The 21,351-nt window shown below is 41.7% G+C and carries 25 protein-coding genes; 2 read left to right on the top strand and 23 right to left on the bottom strand.

The window, feature by feature from the left end; translation table 11 throughout:
* Positions 1-28 precede the first annotated feature (28 nt).
* Complete coding sequence (locus EDD58_RS12930; protein ID WP_131926236.1) at positions 29-364, bottom strand: tRNA-binding protein; 336 nt, start codon at positions 362-364, stop codon at positions 29-31.
* 218 nt (positions 365-582) lie between these two features.
* On the opposite strand from EDD58_RS12930, the gene EDD58_RS12925 reads away from it, so the two are divergent.
* Positions 583-957 carry a DUF3888 domain-containing protein gene (locus EDD58_RS12925; protein WP_131926234.1) on the top strand — a complete coding sequence of 125 codons (375 nt, stop codon included), beginning with the start codon at positions 583-585 and terminating at the stop codon, positions 955-957.
* Positions 958-1,010: 53 nt separating this feature from the next.
* Here EDD58_RS12925 and EDD58_RS15290 read toward each other — a convergent pair whose 3' ends face one another.
* From EDD58_RS15290 to EDD58_RS12865, 13 genes are all read right to left on the bottom strand, one after another.
* On the bottom strand, positions 1,011-1,145 hold the full coding sequence (locus tag EDD58_RS15290; protein ID WP_279389114.1) for a hypothetical protein: 135 nt from the start codon (positions 1,143-1,145) through the stop codon (positions 1,011-1,013).
* A gap of 128 nt (positions 1,146-1,273) precedes the next feature.
* Complete coding sequence (gene rnc, locus EDD58_RS12920) at positions 1,274-1,963, bottom strand: ribonuclease III (protein WP_131926232.1); 690 nt, start codon at positions 1,961-1,963, stop codon at positions 1,274-1,276.
* Positions 1,964-1,983: 20 nt separating this feature from the next.
* Positions 1,984-3,231, bottom strand: coding sequence for a beta-ketoacyl-ACP synthase II (gene fabF, locus EDD58_RS12915; RefSeq protein WP_131926230.1), 1,248 nt, complete (start codon positions 3,229-3,231; stop codon positions 1,984-1,986).
* A 105-nt stretch (positions 3,232-3,336) separates the two neighbouring features.
* Positions 3,337-3,573 (bottom strand): acyl carrier protein, encoded by a 237-nt coding sequence (gene acpP, locus EDD58_RS12910; RefSeq protein ID WP_131926228.1) that lies wholly within the window; start codon positions 3,571-3,573, stop codon positions 3,337-3,339.
* Positions 3,574-3,638: 65 nt separating this feature from the next.
* Positions 3,639-4,379: a 3-oxoacyl-[acyl-carrier-protein] reductase gene (fabG, locus tag EDD58_RS12905; RefSeq protein ID WP_131926226.1), complete on the bottom strand. Its 741-nt coding sequence runs from the start codon at positions 4,377-4,379 to the stop codon at positions 3,639-3,641.
* A 20-nt stretch (positions 4,380-4,399) separates the two neighbouring features.
* Positions 4,400-5,344, bottom strand: a complete 945-nt coding sequence (gene fabD, locus EDD58_RS12900; protein WP_131926224.1) for an ACP S-malonyltransferase — start codon at positions 5,342-5,344, stop codon at positions 4,400-4,402.
* Between the two features lies 1 nt (position 5,345).
* Entirely contained in the window at positions 5,346-6,362 is a 1,017-nt protein-coding gene (locus EDD58_RS12895; protein WP_131926222.1) for a beta-ketoacyl-ACP synthase III, read from the bottom strand.
* A complete protein-coding gene (gene plsX / locus EDD58_RS12890) occupies positions 6,359-7,357 on the bottom strand; it encodes a phosphate acyltransferase PlsX (protein WP_131926220.1) in 999 nt (332 codons plus the stop codon). Before plsX ends, EDD58_RS12895 begins: the two co-directional genes overlap by 4 nt.
* Positions 7,358-7,369: 12 nt before the next feature.
* Positions 7,370-7,948, bottom strand: a complete 579-nt coding sequence (fapR, locus tag EDD58_RS12885) for a transcription factor FapR (protein WP_424321677.1) — start codon at positions 7,946-7,948, stop codon at positions 7,370-7,372.
* Positions 7,949-8,080: 132 nt separating this feature from the next.
* Positions 8,081-8,263 carry a 50S ribosomal protein L32 gene (rpmF, locus tag EDD58_RS12880; protein WP_131926216.1) on the bottom strand — a complete coding sequence of 61 codons (183 nt, stop codon included), beginning with the start codon at positions 8,261-8,263 and terminating at the stop codon, positions 8,081-8,083.
* Between the two features lie 55 nt (positions 8,264-8,318).
* On the bottom strand, positions 8,319-8,840 hold the full coding sequence (locus EDD58_RS12875) for a YceD family protein (protein WP_131926214.1): 522 nt from the start codon (positions 8,838-8,840) through the stop codon (positions 8,319-8,321).
* A 41-nt stretch (positions 8,841-8,881) separates the two neighbouring features.
* A complete protein-coding gene (locus tag EDD58_RS12870) occupies positions 8,882-9,964 on the bottom strand; it encodes a SepM family pheromone-processing serine protease (protein WP_131926212.1) in 1,083 nt (360 codons plus the stop codon).
* Positions 9,951-10,757 (bottom strand): patatin-like phospholipase family protein, encoded by an 807-nt coding sequence (locus EDD58_RS12865; RefSeq protein ID WP_131926210.1) that lies wholly within the window; start codon positions 10,755-10,757, stop codon positions 9,951-9,953. Before EDD58_RS12865 ends, EDD58_RS12870 begins: the two co-directional genes overlap by 14 nt.
* A 116-nt stretch (positions 10,758-10,873) precedes the next feature.
* On the opposite strand from EDD58_RS12865, the gene ylbJ reads away from it, so the two are divergent.
* A complete protein-coding gene (gene ylbJ / locus EDD58_RS12860; RefSeq protein ID WP_131926208.1) occupies positions 10,874-12,097 on the top strand; it encodes a sporulation integral membrane protein YlbJ in 1,224 nt (407 codons plus the stop codon).
* Positions 12,098-12,113: 16 nt separating this feature from the next.
* Here ylbJ and coaD read toward each other — a convergent pair whose 3' ends face one another.
* The 9 genes from coaD to EDD58_RS12810 all read right to left on the bottom strand — a co-directional run bounded on the left by coaD (position 12,114) and on the right by EDD58_RS12810 (position 21,345).
* Entirely contained in the window at positions 12,114-12,602 is a 489-nt protein-coding gene (gene coaD / locus EDD58_RS12855) for a pantetheine-phosphate adenylyltransferase (protein ID WP_424321676.1), read from the bottom strand.
* A gap of 57 nt (positions 12,603-12,659) precedes the next feature.
* Entirely contained in the window at positions 12,660-13,214 is a 555-nt protein-coding gene (gene rsmD, locus EDD58_RS12850; RefSeq protein WP_131926204.1) for a 16S rRNA (guanine(966)-N(2))-methyltransferase RsmD, read from the bottom strand.
* 377 nt (positions 13,215-13,591) lie between these two features.
* A complete protein-coding gene (locus tag EDD58_RS12840) occupies positions 13,592-14,257 on the bottom strand; it encodes a hypothetical protein (protein ID WP_131926200.1) in 666 nt (221 codons plus the stop codon).
* Positions 14,258-14,389: 132 nt separating this feature from the next.
* Positions 14,390-14,698, bottom strand: coding sequence for a hypothetical protein (locus EDD58_RS12835; RefSeq protein ID WP_131926198.1), 309 nt, complete (start codon positions 14,696-14,698; stop codon positions 14,390-14,392).
* Positions 14,699-14,877: 179 nt separating this feature from the next.
* The gene (gene recG / locus EDD58_RS12830) at positions 14,878-16,926 is read right to left on the bottom strand and encodes an ATP-dependent DNA helicase RecG (protein ID WP_424321675.1); all 2,049 of its coding nucleotides are present in this window, start codon (positions 16,924-16,926) and stop codon (positions 14,878-14,880) included.
* A complete protein-coding gene (sdaAA, locus tag EDD58_RS12825; protein ID WP_131926193.1) occupies positions 16,923-17,813 on the bottom strand; it encodes an L-serine ammonia-lyase, iron-sulfur-dependent, subunit alpha in 891 nt (296 codons plus the stop codon). The genes recG and sdaAA overlap by 4 nt, the downstream gene beginning before the upstream one ends.
* 249 nt (positions 17,814-18,062) lie before the next feature.
* Entirely contained in the window at positions 18,063-18,719 is a 657-nt protein-coding gene (gene sdaAB, locus EDD58_RS12820; RefSeq protein WP_131926191.1) for an L-serine ammonia-lyase, iron-sulfur-dependent subunit beta, read from the bottom strand.
* A gap of 56 nt (positions 18,720-18,775) precedes the next feature.
* Positions 18,776-19,642: a DegV family protein gene (locus EDD58_RS12815; protein ID WP_131926189.1), complete on the bottom strand. Its 867-nt coding sequence runs from the start codon at positions 19,640-19,642 to the stop codon at positions 18,776-18,778.
* A 17-nt stretch (positions 19,643-19,659) separates the two neighbouring features.
* Positions 19,660-21,345 carry a DAK2 domain-containing protein gene (locus EDD58_RS12810; protein ID WP_424321674.1) on the bottom strand — a complete coding sequence of 562 codons (1,686 nt, stop codon included), beginning with the start codon at positions 21,343-21,345 and terminating at the stop codon, positions 19,660-19,662.
* Positions 21,346-21,351 lie beyond the last annotated feature (6 nt).

Raw genomic sequence — 21,351 nt, 5'->3', positions numbered from 1 at the left:
ATGGTTAAAGTGATTAGGCGGCTTTTTATTAATAAACCCGACTCCCCAACGGAACCTCATGTTCAATTTTCAAGAGAGAAACTCCTCCTTCAGTTGCAGGAACCCCTAACACTAATACCTCTGACATAAAATTAGCCACTTGTCTAGGTGGGAAGTTGGTGACTGCCACAATTTTTCTCCCCACTAACTGCTCACATGTATAGTGATCTGTAATTTGAGCACTACTTTTTTTAACTCCTAGTTCGCCAAAATCAATCCACAATCGATATGCAGGCTTTCTAGCTTTAGGAAATGGCTCTGCACGGATAATTTCTCCTACACGAAGCTCAACTTTCTCAAAATCTTGGTACGTAACTTCGCTCATTCTAATGCCTCCCTTTGAATACTGATATCTATTTGTTATAACTGTGAAACACAACATAAAGTTCCTATCCATCCTAGCTGAGGTTGAATTTTACCCTTCATCACCTTATTGTGGTACAAAGCCAACTTCCAACTTATAGTCAATCAATACTACTGATTCACCATCTATAAAAAAGCCTTGTTTGTAAAACAATAAGTAAAAAAGCTGGAGGAAGCACAATGAACAAACAATCTAGACTCATTTTCTGTATAACTTTCATCTGCCTTCTCTTTTCAACAACTGGTCAAGTGTTTGCGAACCCTGATTCAGAACAACAGATTATTACAGATGCTTTTAAGACTACATTAGTGAAAGCCATTGATGATGCCCTTGTTGGTTATTATGGAAAAAGATACAAAAGTTTTGAGATTCATGAGATGAAAGTCAAGGAAGTACATAGAATGACTCCTAGTGGCTTTGGGTTTATAGTTAAAGTTCAAGTCGATACATTTGAAGGACCTCACGAGCCTCCTTACGGGCGGGAAACCTTGACTCTAGAAGTGGGACCAGGTGGTGTATTTGTAACAAAACTCGAACATAAAGATCTCCCCTAGGAAAAAAAGCCGACATTCGGGACGACTGGATGTTGGTTTTCTTTTCTAGAGGGTTATTCCATGATGGATGATTGCCCATGCGGTAATAAAACATCCTGTAAAGAAACTCCCATAATTCCTAGACGTTCAAATAGAATACGACTCGTTTTTACTTTCCCCGGATTATGTGTTGCGATGAGCAACTTCATCCTTTCTCCTCCTTCAATTACAAACCTAAAAACTCCTACCATAGACCTAGTCGCAAATATTCAGAATACCCAATCCATATACAACTAAACCACCGTCCCCTCTCAGATCCGGTGGTCAATCTTAACCCCTATCCTTTTCGCCAATGCTTTAACGCTTCAGTAGCTGCTTGTTGTTCAGCCTCTTTTTTGGATCGACCTGCGCCTTGACCTAACCGTCTATTTTCTAAATAAACTTCTGCAATAAATTGACGATCATGTGCAGGGCCTTGAGTATCTACAATCCGATATTCGAGAGGACCCATTCGTTCTTGTTGAACCCTTTCTTGCAACTGACTTTTGGCATCAGTCATACTCGCTAACCAATCATCACTTAGCTTTGAAAAAACGACGACATGTAAGAAGTGTTTAACCACTTCTAAGCCTTGATCTAAAAAAAGCGCTCCAATAAAGGCTTCAAAGGCATCTGCTAGAAGAGAAGGGCGAGATCGGCCACCAGTCATCTCCTCTCCTTTACCTAACCGTACATAACGTCCAAATTCCAATTCCTTCGCGAACGAAGCGAGTGAAGGTTCACAGACCACACGTGCACGCGTTCGAGTCAATTCCCCTTCACTCATTTCTGGATAGCGATAAAAGAGATATTCGGAAACGGCCAGTTCTAACACTGCATCTCCCAAAAATTCCAAGCGTTCATTATCCGAATAAACTCCACTATGTTTTCTTTCATGAGCGTAAGAGGTATGGGTGAACGCCTGTTGGAACAGCTTTTTATTTTCAAAAGAAATTCCTATTCTCTGTTCCAAGCCAGTCAAATTCATTGAATGTCACCACCTACTATTTACGCATCCTCATAAACTTTTAATAAGATTGTCGCATTGTGTCCGCCAAATCCAAGTGAGTTGGATAGTGCAGCTCGAACATTAGTTTTACGTGCTTCATTTGGTACATAATCCAAATCACATTCTGGATCAGGATTTTCATAATTGATGGTTGGAGGAATCATTTGTTCTTTTAAGGCGAGGGCTGTTGCAATCGCTTCGACTCCACCAGCAGCTCCTAAAAGGTGACCAGTCATCGATTTCGTCGAACTAACTGCTAAGTGATTCACATGTTCTCCAAACACTCTCTTAATCGCAAGTGTCTCAAATTTATCATTAAGAGGTGTTGAAGTTCCATGAGCATTGATATAATCAATGTCACTTGGTTCTAAGCCAGCATCGTTGATTGCTATTTGCATACTTCTAGCTGCCCCTTCACCCTCAGGATCTGGGCTTGTTAAGTGGTATGCATCTGCAGTCATCCCATATCCAGCGACTTCTGCAATGATATTAGCTCCACGATTTAAAGCATGCTCAAGCGTTTCCAAAACTAGAACCCCTGAACCTTCTCCCATGACAAAACCATCACGTTCTAGATCAAAAGGGCGACTCGCTTTTTGTGGGTCATCATTTCGCGTCGATAGTGCTCCCATCGATGAAAAGCCTGCAAATGCCATTGGTAAAACAGTGGCTTCTGTCCCGCCAGCAATCATCACATCTGCATCCCCACGTTGAATGATCTTAAAAGCATCTCCAATACTGTGCGTTCCTGTTGCACAAGCAGAAATCGCTGCACTATTAGGCCCTTTTGCTCCAATCTGCATCGAAACTTGACCTGATGCCATATTAGCAATCATCATAGGAATGAAAAATGGGCTCACCCGACGTGGACCCTTCTTGAGTAAGGTTTTGTGTTGTTCTTCTAATGTACCCAAACCACCAATTCCCGATCCTACATAGACACCCACTCGGGTTGGATCTTCTTTACTCATATCCAATTCTGCGTGCTTCACAGCCTGAGTCGCAGCAGCAATGGCAAATTGAACAAATCGATCCATCTTTCTTGCTTCCTTACGATCCAGATAATCTAGAGGATCGAAATCCTTCACTTCACCAGCAATTTTTACAGCGAACCCCTCTGTATCAAAAAGAGTGACTGGTCCAATTCCTGATTGTCCTGCTAAAAGATTTTCCCAAAAATTAGATGCATCACTACCGACCGGGGAGACGACTCCAAAACCCGTAATTACCACACGATTATTTGTCATCTCATACACCGCCTTTCTCAACGAAGTTGAACAAAGGACCAAAAAAGATGAAGGTATAAAGTCCCGCAAAACACGGGACTTTAACGAAAGTACGTCAACAAAGAATTATTTCGCATGTTTGTCAATGTATGTTACCACGTCACCAATCGTGGAGATCTTTTCAGCTTCTTCATCTTCAATATCCAAATCGAACTCTTCTTCAAGTTCCATGATTAAATCAACAACATCTAAAGAGTCTGCTCCGAGATCTTCTTTAATTCCAGCTTCCATAGTTACTTCTTCAGCTTTAACATTAAGACGATCTACGACGATTTTTGTTACTTTTTCTAAAGTATTTGCCATATGTATTCACCTCCTCTCGTATTATACGTAAATCAACAAGGACAAGCAACGTTAACAAGATTTTTTTAAGAAGTTACCATGCCACCATCAACATGAATCGTTTGACCTGTAATATAACCGGCTGTGTCTGATGCTAAAAACTGAACCGTTGTCGCTACATCTTCAGCTGAACCTGGGCGTCCCATCGGGATCGATGTGAGCATTTGTTTTTTGACCTCATGATCTAAAACATCTGTCATATCTGTTTCAATATATCCGGGCGCAACTGCATTCACTGTAATCCCACGATTGGCTAATTCTTTAGCTGTTGTCTTCGTCAAACCGATCACACCTGCTTTTGCAGCAGCATAATTGGCTTGACCTGGATTACCAGAAACTCCAACCACAGAACTGATGTTGATGATTCGTCCACTACGTTGTTTTAGCATCGGACGGGTAACCGCTTTTGTACAAAGGAAAACTCCTTTTAAGTTCGTGTCCATCACCTGATCCCACTCGGTTTCTTTCATTCTCATCAATAATTGATCACGGGTGATTCCTGCATTATTAACAAGAATATCAATACGCCCAAAGTTTGCTAACACTTGCTTGAAAGCAGCATCCACTTCTGCTGATTTCGAAACATCCACTTGTAAAGCTAATGCTTGGCGACCCAATTCTTTTATGGTTGCAACTGTTTCTTCGGCCGCCGCTTGATTTCCAGCATAAAAAACAACTACATCTGCACCAGCTTGGGCTAGAGCCACTGAGATCGCTCGACCAATTCCACGAGATCCACCTGTTACAACAGCGACTTTACCAGACATATGAGTATCCTCCCTGCCTATTAAAGGGTCAAATTTAATTGATTCAGCACATTCTCCAGAGACTTTGAATCTTGAACAGCATAGGTAGTAACCTTGCGATCTACTTTTTTAACAAGTCCAGACAGTACAGTCCCTGAACCAAATTCAACAAAAGTAGTGACTCCTTGTTCAATCATATCACGCACACTATCTTCCCATTTGACGGGAGATGCGACTTGTTCAACTAGCAAACGATGAATCTCTTCGCTTGCAGTGACTGGTTGTGCGGTAACATTTGCAAGCACTGGGATCTTCGCATCATGAATCGTGACTTGGCTAAGTGTTTCATTTAAGCGATTAGCTGCTGGTTTCATCAACGAAGAATGAAAAGGTCCACTTACAGATAAGGGAATCACTCGACGTGCCCCTGCCTCTAATGCCTTTTTACCTGCTTCTTCCACCGCTTCCTTATGACCCGAAATAGCAATCTGCCCTGGACAATTATAGTTTGCGGGCTCTACCACAAATCCTTCTTTACTTACAGTTCGACATACTTCATCTAACCGTTCACGATCTAAATTGAGCACTGCAGACATCGCGCCGACTCCCGCAGGTACAGCATCTTCCATAAACTTTCCACGCTGACGTACCGTTTTGACTGCATCAGCAAAAGAAAGGGAGCCTGCTGCGACTAGCGCACTGTACTCTCCCAAACTATGTCCTGCGACAAAATCAGGAGTGACTCCTGTCTGTGCAAATACACGATAACAAGCAACACTAGTTGTTAAAATCGCTGGTTGTGTATTGGCAGTCAAACGTAAAACTTCTTCGGGACCTTCAAAACAAAGAGTAGATAAAGAGTCGCCAAGTACTTCATCTGCCTCTAAAAATATTTGTTTGGCCTGATCATATACACTTGCAATCTCGTTTCCCATACCCACTTGTTGTGAACCTTGTCCCGGAAAAATAAATGCCAGTTTACTCATGTTAAACCTCCAAACTATTTACTCCGTTTGACGCTAAAGACCAAGTGAGAACCGTAGACCCCCATGTGAGTCCGCCCCCAAAACCACATAACACCAGAGTATCATTTTGATGAATACGCCCTAGCCTAAATGCTTCATCTAAAGCGACAGGGATGGAAGCAGAGGACATATTTCCGTAATGATCTAGATTGATGATTACTTTATTTTCATCCAATCCTAGCCGTTTAATCGCGGATTCAATAATACGAGTATTCGCTTGATGAGGAACTAGGAAATCAATATCCTCTTTTTTTAGCCCTGCTTGATCTAAAGCCTTCTCAGTAGAACTGACAAGAGCTTTTACTGCAAATTTAAATACTTCTCTACCTGACATCGAAATAGTATGAAGTTGTTGAGCAACAGTTTCTTCAGAGGCTGGTAGACGAGAACCACCAGCTGGGAGTTTTAACAATTCTCCTCCTGAACCATCTCCACCTAAGTCAAAAGAGTGGAAACCTTCTCCTTCTTTAACAGGACCTAATACAGCTGCACCAGCTCCGTCACCAAATAAAATACATGTATTCCGGTCAGACCAGTTAACAATTCGAGAAAGACTGTCGACTCCAACTACAAGAGCATGCTGATACATCCCAGTCGCAATAAATTGGGAAGCAGTAGCTAGTCCATATAAAAATCCGGTACAAGCGGCAGATAAGTCAAAGGTAGCTGCTTTTTTTGCGCCTAGCTGATTTTGTACTAAACACGCTGTTGCTGGAAAAGACATATCTGGTGTGACGGTAGCAATGATAATCAAATCAAGCTCTTCAGCCGAAATACCCGCATATTTTAATGCTTTTTCAGCTGCTTTAACCGCTAGATCAGAAGTGGCCTCTTCAGGAGCTGCCATGCGCCGCTCTTTAATTCCAGTTCTGGATACAATCCACTCATCATTGGTATCCACTAACTTTTCCAAGTCAGCATTTGTGATTACCTTCTCGGGTAAATATGAACCTGTTCCTAATATTCCAACCGATCTCACTCGTTGTCTTCCCCTTTCTTTGGTGACAGATCCTCTATGATACGGGGAATGACACCTCGATCAATAAAGAGTCGTGCTTGTCTAGCTGCATTAAAAAATGCTCGAGCATCTGAAGAGCCATGTGCTTTGATCACGGGACCCATGAGCCCAAGAAGTGGAGCTCCTCCATGCTCTTTATAATCCATACTATTTTTAAATCGTTTCAGCCCTGGTTTTAAAATGGCGGCTGCTATTTTTGTCGATAAACTACGCATAAACTCTTCCTTTAACCGTTCAAAAATAGCTTTAGCCACCCCTTCCGTATTTTTCAAAAGAATATTTCCACTAAATCCATCACAGACAAGCACATCACAAGCATCAAACAAAATGTCTCGAGCTTCAACATTGCCAATAAACCGAAGCGAAGATTCTTTTTCTAGCAAACTGAAGGCTTCCTTTGTCAGCTCCGTCCCTTTGCCTTCCTCCGTACCAATGTTGAGCAAACCGATTCTTGGTGCTTCGAAGCCTAAGACTTTCTCAGCATAAATTCTCCCCATCCGTGCATACTGATAAAGGTGTTGGGGCTTTGCCTCTGGATTCGCACCTACATCTAATACCAATGTGCCACGCCCTGACAATGTAGGAAAAATAGGAGCTAATGCAGGTCGATCAACTCCTTTGATCCGTCCTGTATGGAAAAGTCCTGCTGCCATTAGAGCTCCTGTATTGCCCCCACTAATAAAAGCATCTGCTTCTCCTTTACGCACCATTTGGCAACCAACAACCATTGACGAATCTTTTTTGCGCCGAACAGCTTTAACTGGCTCATCCTCAGGTTCGATTTGTTCAGTCACATGCTTAAAGATGACATTCGCTAGATCATTAGGCAATATACTGGGATCACGTCCAATGAGGATGTATGTAACATCGGGCCACTCCTTTGCAGCTAAGCGAATCCCTTCCACTACAGCTACTGGAGCATGGTCTCCTCCGTGTGCATCAAATGCAATCCGCATAAATGCTCCTCCTTACTCCACATGTCCGTCCTCATTCGCACGATATACATCAAACACACCTTGAAATACAGTTTCACCGTTCACTCTTGTTTGTACATCAATCTGCAGTCGACCCAACTGCGACTTTACCACCTTCGCATAAGCAATACATTTATCTCCAAATCGAACAGGGCGCAAAAAACGGATTCCCGCAGACCCTGTAAGAGCAATTTCCGCATCTACAATAGCTATAGCTAATGAGTTCGCTTGGGCAAACAAGTAATGTCCGCGTGCAATCTGATTCCGTGCAAACACATGTTCTTTTTTAATTTCAAAGACAGAAATGCCACTTTTATTTAACTCAATATCAATCAATTCACCGATCACTTCTTCAAGTGACAATGATCGGACACGATACTGATCCTCCGCCAAGTGCTTGATCCGTTCCCGAAGCTCAGGAATTGCAAGTTCCATTCGATCCAACCGAATCGTTTGGATACTTACTTGGCACCTTTTCGCTAGTTCCTCATCAGTCAGAAACGGGTCATCATGAAAAGATTGTTTGACAAGATGTTGACGTTCTTTTTTGGAGAGGCGCACAGCGGAGAGCACCACCTATTCTTATAAGTAAATGTTAGTACCAAGTACTAAATGTAGTATATATAAAAAGTTGTTTTTTGACAACAAAAAAAGCAAGAGTCGTTGTTTAATTCGACTCTTGCTGTAAGACCGTAAGGATCAGGATTAGTCCTTAACGACACCTTCCACTTCGGAACCTTTGTAGTAACCACACTCTTTACATACACGATGAGACATTTTCGGAGCGCCGCATTGTGCACATTTAACCATGCCTGGTACAGACAATTTAAAATGCGTACGACGCATACGTTTACGAGTTTTTGAAGTCCGTCTAAATGGTACTGCCATGACGTTTCACCCCCTATTAAAATGTAGCACAAATATGGGAAGTTTTCTTTAATTATTATTTGTCCCGATTGATCAGCAGATCTTGTAATTTTGCTAAACGGGGATCGATCGATCTCGTTTCACATTGACAAGAATCTTCATTTTGGTCAATTCCGCACTTTGGACATAATCCCTTGCAATCTTCCCGACAAACTGGAGCGTAAGGAATATGGAGAATAACTGCTTCCCGAATATATGGGGTGAGATCCAACACATTTCCTTGAATGAGATGAATCTCTTGCTCCTCATTTTCTTGGGCACGATCAGCCTCATCTGTAAACTGTTCAGTCCACTCCATATTAATGAAGTGCTCAAAAGTTTTCAAGCAACGTGAACAAGTAAACTTAGCCACTATAGATTGCTTGGCTTCTACTTGAATCAGATGTGGATCTAACTTAAAGATATGAGCTTCTACATCAACGTCCTTCATATCTATGAGCCCAGATACTTCATTTTGAAGCGAATCGATCTGAATCGTTTCATGAAGATGAAGTTGTTGATCCATTTGCTGATTCAGCTTTTGCAGGTGTATCTGCATGATTCCACTCCTCGTATAAAAACAGAGATATTATAAGACAATTAAGCTACATCTGTCAATGTTTCTCCCTTGAAAGAGGAATGTGCGGGCAACTTTTGCAGAAATTGAATAGCTTCTTCAAGAGTAGATACAGGTATTACTTTCATGGAAGTACCGATCTTTTCTGCGGTTTGTTTGGCTATTTTTTCATTCTGATCGCCGTTTTTTAAATCTCTTGGACAAAGGAAATACTCAGCTCCTGCACGATCAGCAGCTACAATTTTATGTTGAATTCCCCCAATTTGCCCTACTTCACCTTGATCCGAAATCGTTCCAGTCCCTGCAATTTGATACCCATGAGTTAAATCTCTAGGAAGAAGCCGATCAACGATTTCAAGTGAGAACATGAGACCTGCTGAAGGACCTCCGATTTTTTCGGCATGAAAAGTAACAGGAGGTTCTGTTTGAATATCATAACGAGTGATCGGGATCACACCCAATCCGGCACGTGGCTCTTCTCCCTTTTGTACGGGAAGAGAAATCAACGGAATAGACTCTGTGAGCACTTTATCTTTTCTTTTCAATTGAACAGATACAGTATCCCCAGCCTTTTTAGTTCGCAAATATTGAATCAATTGCTCAGAAGATTGTAGTTTATTTTGATCGACAGCTAAAAGTAGGTCTCCTACTTGAAGCTTTGTTGTATGATTCTTCAACACTTGAAATACTTCGACTCCCTTCACTTGGATCGAAACAGTTTTTTTTGCTTCCCGAAATGAAGAAATTAGAGCACTATTTTGTGAAGCAACCATATTTTCTTGCTGTCGACGAAAATATTCTTCCTCTGTCTCATGTTGAGATAATATATCTTCCATGGGAGTGATTTCAATATGATCTGAGAGGAAAGAAGTTAAATAATCAAAGATCGTTGCCTCTTTGATTGAAATCGTAGTCAACATAAAGTTTCCAGAAGAAGCTGTTGGTTTGGTTGTACCCACTTGAATATAAGGTGTTACATCTGTGGCGGTCCCAGGTCGAATCGCATAATAGGGAATTTTAATTAAAAAAGAAATACCTACTCCAAGCGAAAGAATCGCTATAATTAGAGCACTGATAACAATCCTGTTCCAGTTATTTAACCGCATTCCTTGATTCCTTTCCACACCCGTTTTCTATTAGTTCTTTAATCTTATGAATATGTTTTCGTGCTTCCTCTTCTCCTCTTTGGATACTCTCTTCAACCCGATGAAATGCCGTAGGACTAATATCAGACATCTCAGGACAAAGGAGTACATCCGCAGTTAAGATTTGGCTACTCAGTATTTCCTTTTCCATAATATGAAGAGAATAAGTGATCACATCAAAAATACTTTCCACCTGTACTTGGTTATACTGTGCAATGACATCGACAGCAATCACAATATCAGCGCCCATTTCTCGCACTACATGAATCGGGACACGATCGATCACTCCACCATCAACTAGAATTCGGTCATCTAGAAATACTGGTTCAAAGATCCCTGGAATGGCTATACTAGCACGAACCGCTTCATCAATCGGTCCTGACTCAAAAATAACTCGTTCCCCTTTGACTAGATCTGTAGCTACAATCGCAGTTGGAATCGACAAGTCTTCGATATGTTTTTGGTGAGTGAGTAGTCTGACTAACTCTTTGACTTTATCGCCGATGATAAAGCCACGTTTAGGGACTGTTAGATCCAACCAATGCTTTCTTTTTAAGCGTATGGCTAGCTTTTCACACATCTCCAAGTCTAAGCCATTAGCAAAAAGTACACCGATCAAGCTCCCCATACTACTCCCTGCAACATAATCGATCGGAATTCCTTCTTTTTGTAGTACTTTTAGTACCCCAAAGTGGGCTAATCCTCTAGCAGCTCCGGAACCTAATGCCAAACCAATTTTAGGTCGCTCCGTCACTTCATCGTCACTCCTCTCATCTCTGCCGTCTCCTTTCGGACAAACCGGTATAAAATCAGTTGCAAGGGAGTAGACATGTTATTGACCCTTTTTGTCCGTGAGGAGAGATTGCAAACATGTTTCAACCCCTTCTCCGAAGTCGGCTAAAGTCTATTGCCTTGGCTTCTATATCTCTGTTTATTGCCGTCATTTTACTTATGTACCCTGAACAAGCATTTAAATCTTCCTTACGCGGCTTAACCATCTGGTGGGATGTTGTTTTTCCAGCCCTACTACCCTTTTTCATCACTGCGGAAATGATGATGGGTTTTGGTGTGGTTCATTTTCTTGGAGTATTACTTGAGCCGTTAATGCGCCCGATCTTCCGTGTTCCTGGAGAGGGAGCCTTTGTGATGGCAGTCGGTCTGATCTCAGGGAACCCCATGGGTGCAAAGTTAACCTCTCGTCTCCGTGAACAAGGACTGATTTCTCGTGAAGAAGGGGAGCGTTTGGTTTCCTTTACAAGTACCGCAGGACCATTATTTATATTTGGTGCAGTTTCAGTTGGTTTTTTTGAAAATGTATCCATTGGTATTATATTAGCATTGGCTCATTACTCTAGTAGTATTCTTGTGGGATTAATCATGCGCTTTTACGAACCACAAGCACCTCCATCATCATCGATGAAAAAAAATGAAGGGTTTATACTGATCCGCGCAGTTCGTGCTATGCATCGAGCTCGCCTACAAGACGGCAGACCTTTAGGAAAATTATTAGGAGAATCTGTTTCTTCAGCTGTTCAGACTTTACTCATGATTGGTGGATTTATTATCCTCTTCTCCGTTTTGGTTCACTTAATCAATTACGTAGGGGTGACAGCTCCCCTAATCAGTATCATCGCACAAATTTTAGATTGGTTCCATTTTCCTATTGGATTATCTGATTCCATGCTTTCTGGAATTTTCGAGATAACACTGGGTTCACAAATAGCGAGTGCATCACCTGATCACATTCCATTGATGTATCAATTAACTATCGTAAGTATCATGATCGGCTGGAATGGGTTATCTATTCATGCACAAGTAGCAAGTATGCTGAGTCGTACCGATGTTCGATATATTCCCTATTTATTAGCCCGAATCATTCATGGATTACTTGCGGGAGTTCTTACATTGATTATTTACCCATTCTTTGAGAAAAAACTAGCTGGTTATTCAAGCACTCTTCCTGTTTTCTCCGATTGGACCTCTACTTCCTTCACAGGATGGGGAGGATTACAACAAGTAGCTTTGATCGTGTTCTTTCTTTGGATGATCCACACTTGTTTCAAGCTTATTAAAAAACGATATAGTGCAAACTAAAACCCGCTGAAAGAGTTCAGCGGGTCTCCTGACCAAACTTCTCCTGTAAAGCAGTGATCACATGTGGCGGAACTAGATCTTTGACATCCGCACCATAGCGAGCAACCTCTTTGACCATCGCAGAACTAATAAATGAATGATTATTACTAGTCATTAAGAAAAAAGTTTCTACTTGCTCAGATAATTTTCGGTTAATCGAAGCGATTTGCAACTCATATTCAAAATCTGAAATGGCCCTTAGCCCACGTAAAATCACATTTACATCACGAGATTTTACATAATCGATTAATAATCCATCAAAGCTGTCTACTTCAACTTGTGGTAAATCAAGAGTTGCATGTCGAATCAGCTCTTTACGCTCTTCAACAGAGAACAGAGGTTTCTTATTATGGTTGATCAACACAGCAACTATAATTTTATCAAACACTTTGGCACCTCGCTGTAAAATATCTAAGTGCCCATATGTAATTGGATCAAAACTACCTGGATAGATGGCTACTTTCATCAATGTTCCCCCTTGATTCTCTCATCTTTCACTGTTGTAAGTAAAAAATGATTGCGCTTACTTTTCAATCCTATATAAAGAGATTGTTGTATCTCCGTAGTCCAATCGCCTTGTCTCCACTAAAGCCCCGAACTTTTCAGGTAATTGTTCTCGTGATGGATACTCGGCCACAACTAGTCCTTCTTCTTTCAGCAATTCTTCCTTCACTATGGATTGGATCACAGGGATTAAAAGATTCTCTAAATAGGGTGGATCAAGAAAAATAATATCAAACTGAAGACCCTTTTTTTTCAACAAGTGTATAGCAGCACGAGCATCACGACGAATGATTTCCACTTGATTTGACATCTTGGTAGCTGCAACATTTACACGAATCGTCTCTATGCTAGATTTAGACTGATCTACCAATATGGCCTGATTGGCTCCTCTGCTTAGAGCTTCTAATGCTAGTGCCCCTGAACCTGCAAATAGATCTAAGATGTTGTCTCCATCAAATCGAGGACCAATCACTTGAAATAAAGATTCTTTCACTCGATCCGCGGTGGGTCTCACATGTTTTCCAGGGACCATTTTTAACTTTGTTCCACGTGCAGTGCCAGCAATAATTCTCATTTGACTATCCTCACATCTTTAAAACTTTTGGAGCATTTCCCTCAATCACGTTTTCTGCTCTTTCTTACCTTTACTCTTGAAAAAGAATAAAGATTTTTATATAGAGTTCACTTATCTATAGCCTTTTAATCCTATCACAAAATCTTAGTTTGACAAAAGAAATGAAATCACATAGTAGAAATATGTATAAACATAGAAATAGAGGCAATAATACATTTGACAGCGTCGTGCTGATGTTGTCGAACCGCGGAGAAGACTTACGTTTCCCCATAAGCTCTTCCTCCGGTTTCTCCTCTCCCATTTAGTATCTTACACGAATCGTTGTGAAAGATACCATTGGCTCGCGAACAAACCGCGAGCCATTTTTTTGCAAAGCATTATCTTTTTCTTCTAATTCGTGGACGACGTGAATCAACCACTAGTGTTTCGTCAAATGATTCAGGCATTTCTTCCCATTCGCGATATGGCGATGAAAGGTTCTGGTTTCTAGATCGATTCTCGTTAATTTGCTGAGGTGATTCTCCTCTCCATGGAGCTGGGGGCATCATTGGATCATGATAAGGGGAAATATTCCCTTGAACTGGAGGTGGACCAGGGGGACCAAAAGGATCTGTTCTTCTAGGATGCATTGGAGATTCTGGGTTTGGGCGCATCTGTTGATGTCTAGGTGGTTGTGGAGGCATTGGAGGTGGTCCATCCATCATTCCATAACCGGGTCCATTCCACATCGGTGGACCAGGGGGGGGAGGCGTCGGTTGATTATTTGATCTTGGAGATTGACGTCGTTGCATCGAAGGTGGATAAGGATAAGGTGCTCCATAATCTTGGGGTGGAGGTCCTTCCCATTGGGGTAAAGGCTGTGGACGTCTTTGTGGAGGCTGTTCACTATTTGGAAACCCAAATGGAGTAGGTGGCGGAAATGGAGGTGACCCCTCTCCATACTGTCGATTTAAACCTAGCTGATCCTGAATCATTTCTTTAATTTGACCGCGTAACCAAAGTAGGTTTGGTTTCTTTCCTGATACATTCCTTCTTTTATTCATTTTCTCCCTTCTCCCTAAGTAATAATTAGTCAATTTCCCATGGTCTCACTATTACAATATGTGTCAGGCTTTTTGCCTGTCCCCTACAAATGCCTATTCATAGACGCCTATTTTTTATGGTGCCTATTTGGTTTACACATAACGCTTCAGCATACGAGCTTCAGTTGGTGTAATGACACCTTCATATACTAATAAATCGATTAGTTTACTTGAAAATTCGCCCCAATAAGGTGATTGCTTAAGTTTCTCCACTTCTTGAGGGGAAAACAATCGATAGGGTATTTGTGAGGCAAAGGAAAGGAGCCCCATGGTTCCTTGGGTTTTACGAACCCTCTTGGCTTCTTTCATCAAAGATTTGATTTGTTCTACACTAACCGCTTTCCGTCCTAGTGTTTGATTTATCTTTTTGACGAGATCCTGATAAAAAGAATCTTTACTCACTCTTTGCACCCCCACTCTTTATTCAATGATCTATCTTATGCGAAAAATACATTTCGAGTACAGGCGCAAAGTGATCGTCTGCCTATCTATAAAATAATTGTCATCTCATTTGAATCAAAAACAAAAAATCGGACTTGAAAGAGATCATAAACTCTCTCCTGTCCGACTTTACTTGGATCTTAATCAAAACTCTTTGCCTCTAGCTCTTCATTCATTAAGTAGTCATATAAAGGTTGCGTGGTTGGATGAGTAGCAAAATCTGAACGATGTACCATTTCTGTTGCATCAGAGCGTGCCACTTCAAGAACTCGAAAATCTGCATTCAAGTCAGCCACTTTAAAGTCTGGCAATCCACTCTGTTTAACCCCCAAAAAATCACCTGGTCCACGTAGTTCCAAATCTTTTCTTGATATTTCAAACCCATCTGTTGTTTCGCTCATCACTCGCATCCGTTCCACACCAGCTTCAGACTTGGGATCAGCAACCAACACACAGGTCGAAGCACCACCACCCCGTCCTACACGACCACGTAGCTGATGAAGCTGTGCTAGACCAAAGCGATCTGCATCATAGATCGCCATCACTGTAGCATTAGGTACATTGACACCCACTTCGACAACAGTAGTTGAAATCAACACTTGAACTTGATTTTCACTATATAGCTTCATCACTTCTTCTTTTTCTGCTGATGTCATTTTCCCATGCAAAAGACCCACTCGAATCGGGGATAAGTCTACGGTGAGTTGTTCAAATAAATCTTGGGCGTTCTGTAAATCCAATTTTTCGGATTCCTCAATCAACGGACAAATGACATAAGCCTGATGACCTTTCTGACATTCTTTCTCTATAAACTTCACAATTCGTGGCCACATCTCTTTTTTGACCCAATAGGTATCAATAGGCTGTCGTCCAGCTGGCATCTCATCAATTGTGGATACATCCATCTCACCAAAAGCTGTAATGGCTAGCGTTCGTGGTATAGGAGTCGCCGTCATAAATAACACATCAGGGACTTCACCTTTTTCCCGTAAAGTCGCTCGTTGCTTTACACCAAACCGATGCTGTTCATCTGTAATTACCAATCCCAGTTGTCTAAAAGCCACAGGCTCTTGAATAAGTGCATGGGTGCCAACTACCACATCGGCAAGACCCATTTGAATTTGACCCAATACTTCTCTTCGTTGACGAGTAGTCAAGCTTCCAGTTAATGAAACCACTTGAATTCCATAAGGAGATAATAGTTTAGTTAACGAGGCAGTATGCTGATCAGCAAGAATTTCCGTCGGAACCATCAACGCCCCTTGATAACCACTTAAGTGATTAGCAAAAAGGGAAATTCCTGCCACTACTGTTTTTCCTGAACCTACATCCCCCTGTAATAGTCGATTCATCTGAAAGGGTGCCTGTAAATCATCCAAAATTTCTTGAACTACACGCTGTTGTGCTTGAGTAAGAGGGAATGACAATTGATTAATAAAATGCTGGAGTTTTTCATGGTTAAACTGATGAATAATTCCTTCCACATCGGTGCGATGGATTTTTTTCAACCACATCATTTTTAATTCATAAAGAAACAACTCTTCATACACCATTCGCCGTCGTGCAAGATGTCCTTCTTCTTTACCTTTGGGAAAGTGAAGATAGTACATTGCCTTCGCACGAGGGAGCAATTTATATCGTTGAATCAGTTCTTCTGGTAGGATTTCTTCGATCTCTTTACCAAATCGAACAAAAGCTTCATAGATCAACTTCCGAAGCCAATGCATACGAATCGAACCAGAAATCGAATAAATCGGTTCCAATCTCCCAACTTGGTCAAGATCTTTTTCCGAGATAAACGTTTTTTCAGCAGTTAATTGTAAACGGTGACGATCCCATTTTCCCGATACGATAATGGTTTGACCATCATGAAGTTTCTCTTTATGAAAAGCTTGGTTAAACCAGATCACATAGATATGAATTCCTTGTACATCCATTTTTACAGTCATTCGTGATTTCTTTTTCCCATACCACCGCACACTAGGGTGTCCATAGATTTGACCACGAACGGTTACTTTGGATTCGTGGGTGGCCTCTGCTAGATCAGAGAGCCTATAATCTTCATATCTGTAAGGAAAGTAATGAAGTAAATCATCAATCGTTTTAACTCCTAACTCTGCTAACGCTTCTTTTCTCTGCTCCCCAACCCCTGATAATACTTGTACAGATTGTTGTAGAGGGTCCATCATTTTTTCTCAGTCGTCCCAAATATTTGACGTTCTAATACTCGTCCGGTTGGGGTAGCGGCAAGTCCTCCTAAAGCTGTTTCTCTAAGAGCTACAGGCATGCTTTGCCCAATTTTATACATAGCATCAATCACTTCATCCGTTGGGATCACACTTTTCACACCAGCCATCGCCATATCAGCAGCCACCATCGCTATGGCTGCACCCATTGCATTTCTTTTGACACATGGCGCTTCCACCAAGCCTGCTACAGGATCACATACAAGTCCAAGCATATTTTTTAAAGCGATTGATACAGCTTCCGCTGACATTGATGGGGTTCCTCCAGCCATCTCTACCACGGCTGCTGCTGCCATCGCTGTGGCTGAGCCCACTTCAGCTTGGCAACCACCTGCTGCTCCAGAGATACAGGCATTATTGGCAATCGTATAACCAATCGCTCCTGCGACAAAAAGGGCACGAATCTTCGTCTCCCGATCAGAGTTCAGCTTTTCTGCTGCGGTTGATATCGTTCCTGGTAAAATTCCACAGGCTCCCGCTGTTGGCGTTGCTACAATCGTTCCCATAGCAGCATTAATCTCGGAAACAGCGGTCGCTTTTGAAACCGCTTCCAACACAGTAGGACCAGAGAGAAGTACTGTCGCAGAATCTTTATACTCTTGGAGTCGCTTAGCGTCGCCGCCCGTTAAACCACTATGTGATCGAACATCTTCAGTAAGTCCACGTTGAATCGCCTGCTCCATCACATCCAGATGATTCCCCATTTCAGTGAAGATCTCTTCCTGTGAACGGTTCATTGTTTCTGATTCCATCTGAAGCATGACATCTGAAATTTTAAGTTGTTCAGTTTCTGCAATTTCTACCAATTCGGCAACGGTACGAAATTTCATGCCTATTCTCCTTTTCGATAGAAAACCGCCGTCTTAAACGATAACGGCGGTGTCATATCATGAAGATAATATCGTTAGAGAGTGATGCCAACACTATTCATGATCCTCCCACAAACAAAAGGGGGGGTTCCTAGATCCATTTCTCCTACTTAAAAGAAATTTACCACCTACAAACCGTAGCTGTGTTGATCTAAAGCTTCTATCGTTCTTTGCTACCGCTTGCCCCACCTGTCAGACTTCTCAACCACCTTAAAGAACCGTAACAGCATCCATTCCTGCTAAATGTCGAATTTCATCCTGGACATCAGCATCGACAGGCTGATCGGTTTCAATTGACATCAGTGCTTGAGAGCCTTTTTCTTTACGAGAAACTTGCATGAAGCCAATGTTAATCTGACGGAGTGCAAGCACTGTAGCAACACGAGCTACCGCTCCATATTGATCATGGTGCAATACAAGTAAAGCAGGATCATTACCTGTCAATTTTAATTCAAAACCATTAATTTCGATGATCTCCATTTTTCCGCCACCGATTGAAACACCAACCACTTCTATACTGCCTTTTTCATCTTCAAGATAAAGGCGTGCGGTATTGGGATGATCCGTTAAGTCATCTGATTCCTCAAAGGTGATCTCTACGCCTTCTTCTTGAGCAATCTCTAATGCCTGAATGATTCGACGATCCGACGTATCAAAGTTTAACAGCCCACCGGCTAGAGCAATATCTGTTCCATGTCCCCGATAGGTTTTAGCGAAAGAACCATATAAGGTTATTTTTACTCGATCCGGCTTTCGCCCAAATATTTTTCTGGCTGCCAGCCCAATTCGAGCAGCTCCCGCCGTATGGGAACTGGAGGGCCCAATCATAATCGGACCAATAATATCAAATACAGTACGATATTTCATATGAACCTCCTTAGAGCAAAGTCTTACTCTCCTTGCACCTGACGTGGAGGCATTAATTATTCATCATCTACAGGCACAAGAACACAAGCAACCGTACCTGGTCCTGCATGGGTGCCGATAATCGGTCCCAAAGGTGTTGTGACACATTCTTTTACATCATACATACTTAGGACCTTTTCTTTCCACTTGTTAGCGGCTTCTATGTTATTTCCATGTAAAATCCCGATCGATACCGAACTACCTAATGGAAAGCGCTTGCTCATCAATTCAAAGACACGATTAAAGGCTTTATTTTTCCCTCTTACTTTATCAAGGCCATATACTTCGCCTTCATCATTTAATGACAAGATTGGTGTAATATTGAGCAAGGTTCCTACCAATGCAGAGGCTTTGGCAATTCTTCCACCTTTTTGTAAATACTCTAAAGTATCTACCATAAAGAAAACCTTTTGCTCACGAATATATCGCTCAGCAATCTGTACACACTCTTCCATTGATTTTCCTGCTTTAGCCGCACGAGCCACTGCGACCACAATCATGCCATATACATACGTGGCGGCTTTGGAATCAATCACAGTCACTTTTACATCGATATCTTCTAACATCGAGATGGCTAGAACGGCTGACTGATAAGTACCACTCATCGCTGAAGAAAGATTAATTGAGATAATCTCCTCAGCTCCTTCTTCGGCTGCTTTACGAAAAGCTTCAGCAAAATCAAGAGGCGAAGGTTGAGAAGTACTTGGCAACTGTTTACTCGCTTTTAATTTATCATAAAAATCTTCTTTATCTAGAGTGACACCATCAATATAGGTTACTCCATCAATGTGCACCTTCAATGGAATTACAGAAATATCTAACTCATCGAGAAGATGTTTTGGAATGTCTGCTGCACTATCTGTAAAAACTTTTATCTTTGCCATACAAACTCTCCCCCCCACTACTCTACAGAAAATAGGAAGAAATACAGTGGTTGCCCACCTCGGTAAACTTCTACTTCCGTATCAGGATAGTTAGCTTCTAAGAATTGTGTTAATTCATCGACTTGTGCCTCTTCTACATCCTGACCATAAATAATAGTAACCACATCGGCGCCATCGCCAATCATTGTTTCGAGGAGCTCTTTAGAAGTGGTAAGAAGATCAAGATCTACTTTTTCAATCTGCCCCTCTAGAATGCCGAGATAGTCGCCCTCTTTAATCTCCATCTCGTTCATGGTCGAATCACGAATAGCATAAGTAACTTCTCCAGATTTCACCTGATCATAAGCTTCCATCATTTTCTGCTTATTCTCTTCTGGCTCCTCATCCGCTTGAAATGCTAACAAAGCTGCTAAACCTTGGGGGATCGTCCGAGTAGGCAAAACAGTAACTGGAGTTGATACGACCTGACTTACTTGTTCAGCAGTTAAGATAATATTTTTGTTGTTTGGCAAAATCATAATATGTTCAGCTGAGATTTGCTCAATCGCTTCGGCAATATCTTGTGTGCTGGGGTTCATTGTTTGTCCCCCTTCAATCACTACATCGACGCCTAGACTTCTAAAAATCTCTGCAATCCCATCACCAGCTGCTACAGCAACCAGTCCATACTCTTTCTTCTCCACTTCAACCTCTTCAGGCACTGGTGTAGATGAAGATGGATGTGAAGATGTCACACTTTCATACTGTTCACGCATATTATCAATTTTAATCCGTGTGAGATCCCCATATTTCATCGCATAGTTAAGAGCTTCCCCTGGATACTCGGCATGAATATGTACTTTAACAAGATCATCATCGGAAACGACAAGTAGAGAGTCTCCATGTTCTCCGATCTCTTCACGGAACACATTTTCTACGAAAGGCTCCACAGAACGACGATCAATATTTAGCATAATGATAAATTCTGTACAGTACCCATTTTCGATCTCTGATGGATCTAATTTTGATTGTGCATTTTGTTCGTGGGCAATGTCTGCCAATGAATCTAAATCAGGTAAATCGCTAGTTATTTCTTCTTCAATAACTTCACCTTTAAGAACACTCAACATTCCATCATAGATAAAAACAAGCCCCTGACCACCTGCATCGACAACTCCTGTTTGTTTGAGAACAGGTAGCAATTCAGGAGTTCTAGCCAGTGATTGCTTAGCTTCCTCACAGACTGCCTCCAATACTTCTACAGGCTCTAGGGTTTTCCTTGATTGTCTCATTCCAGCTTCAGCAGCTTCACGAGATACGGTAAGAACGGTTCCTTCTACTGGTTTGATAACCGCTTTGTAAGCAGTTTCCACACCACGATCAAAAGCTTCCGCCAACTCCTGAGCATTTACCGTCTCTTTATCTGATACTGCTCTGGCAAATCCACGGAAGATTTGAGACAAAATGACTCCAGAATTTCCGCGAGCACCCATTAACAACCCTTTTGAAAGCGCTGCCGCCAATTCGCCAACTGTTTTCGCGGATACATGTTCCATTTCTTTGACACCAGACGTGATTGTCAAGCTCATATTGGTTCCTGTATCCCCATCTGGTACAGGGAACACATTGAGTGCATTTACTGTGTCTACATGACTATTTAAATTCTTAGCTCCTGCACGCATCATCTGCATAAATAGAGATGCGTTAATTACTTGCTGTCCCAACAGTGT

This window comes from Hazenella coriacea (assembly GCF_004341825.1).
In the GTDB taxonomy this organism is placed as follows: Bacteria; Bacillota; Bacilli; order Thermoactinomycetales; family Thermoactinomycetaceae; genus Hazenella; species Hazenella coriacea.
The sequence above is the reverse complement of the archived record's forward strand: the minus strand, read 5'-3'. Positions and strand labels throughout refer to the sequence as shown.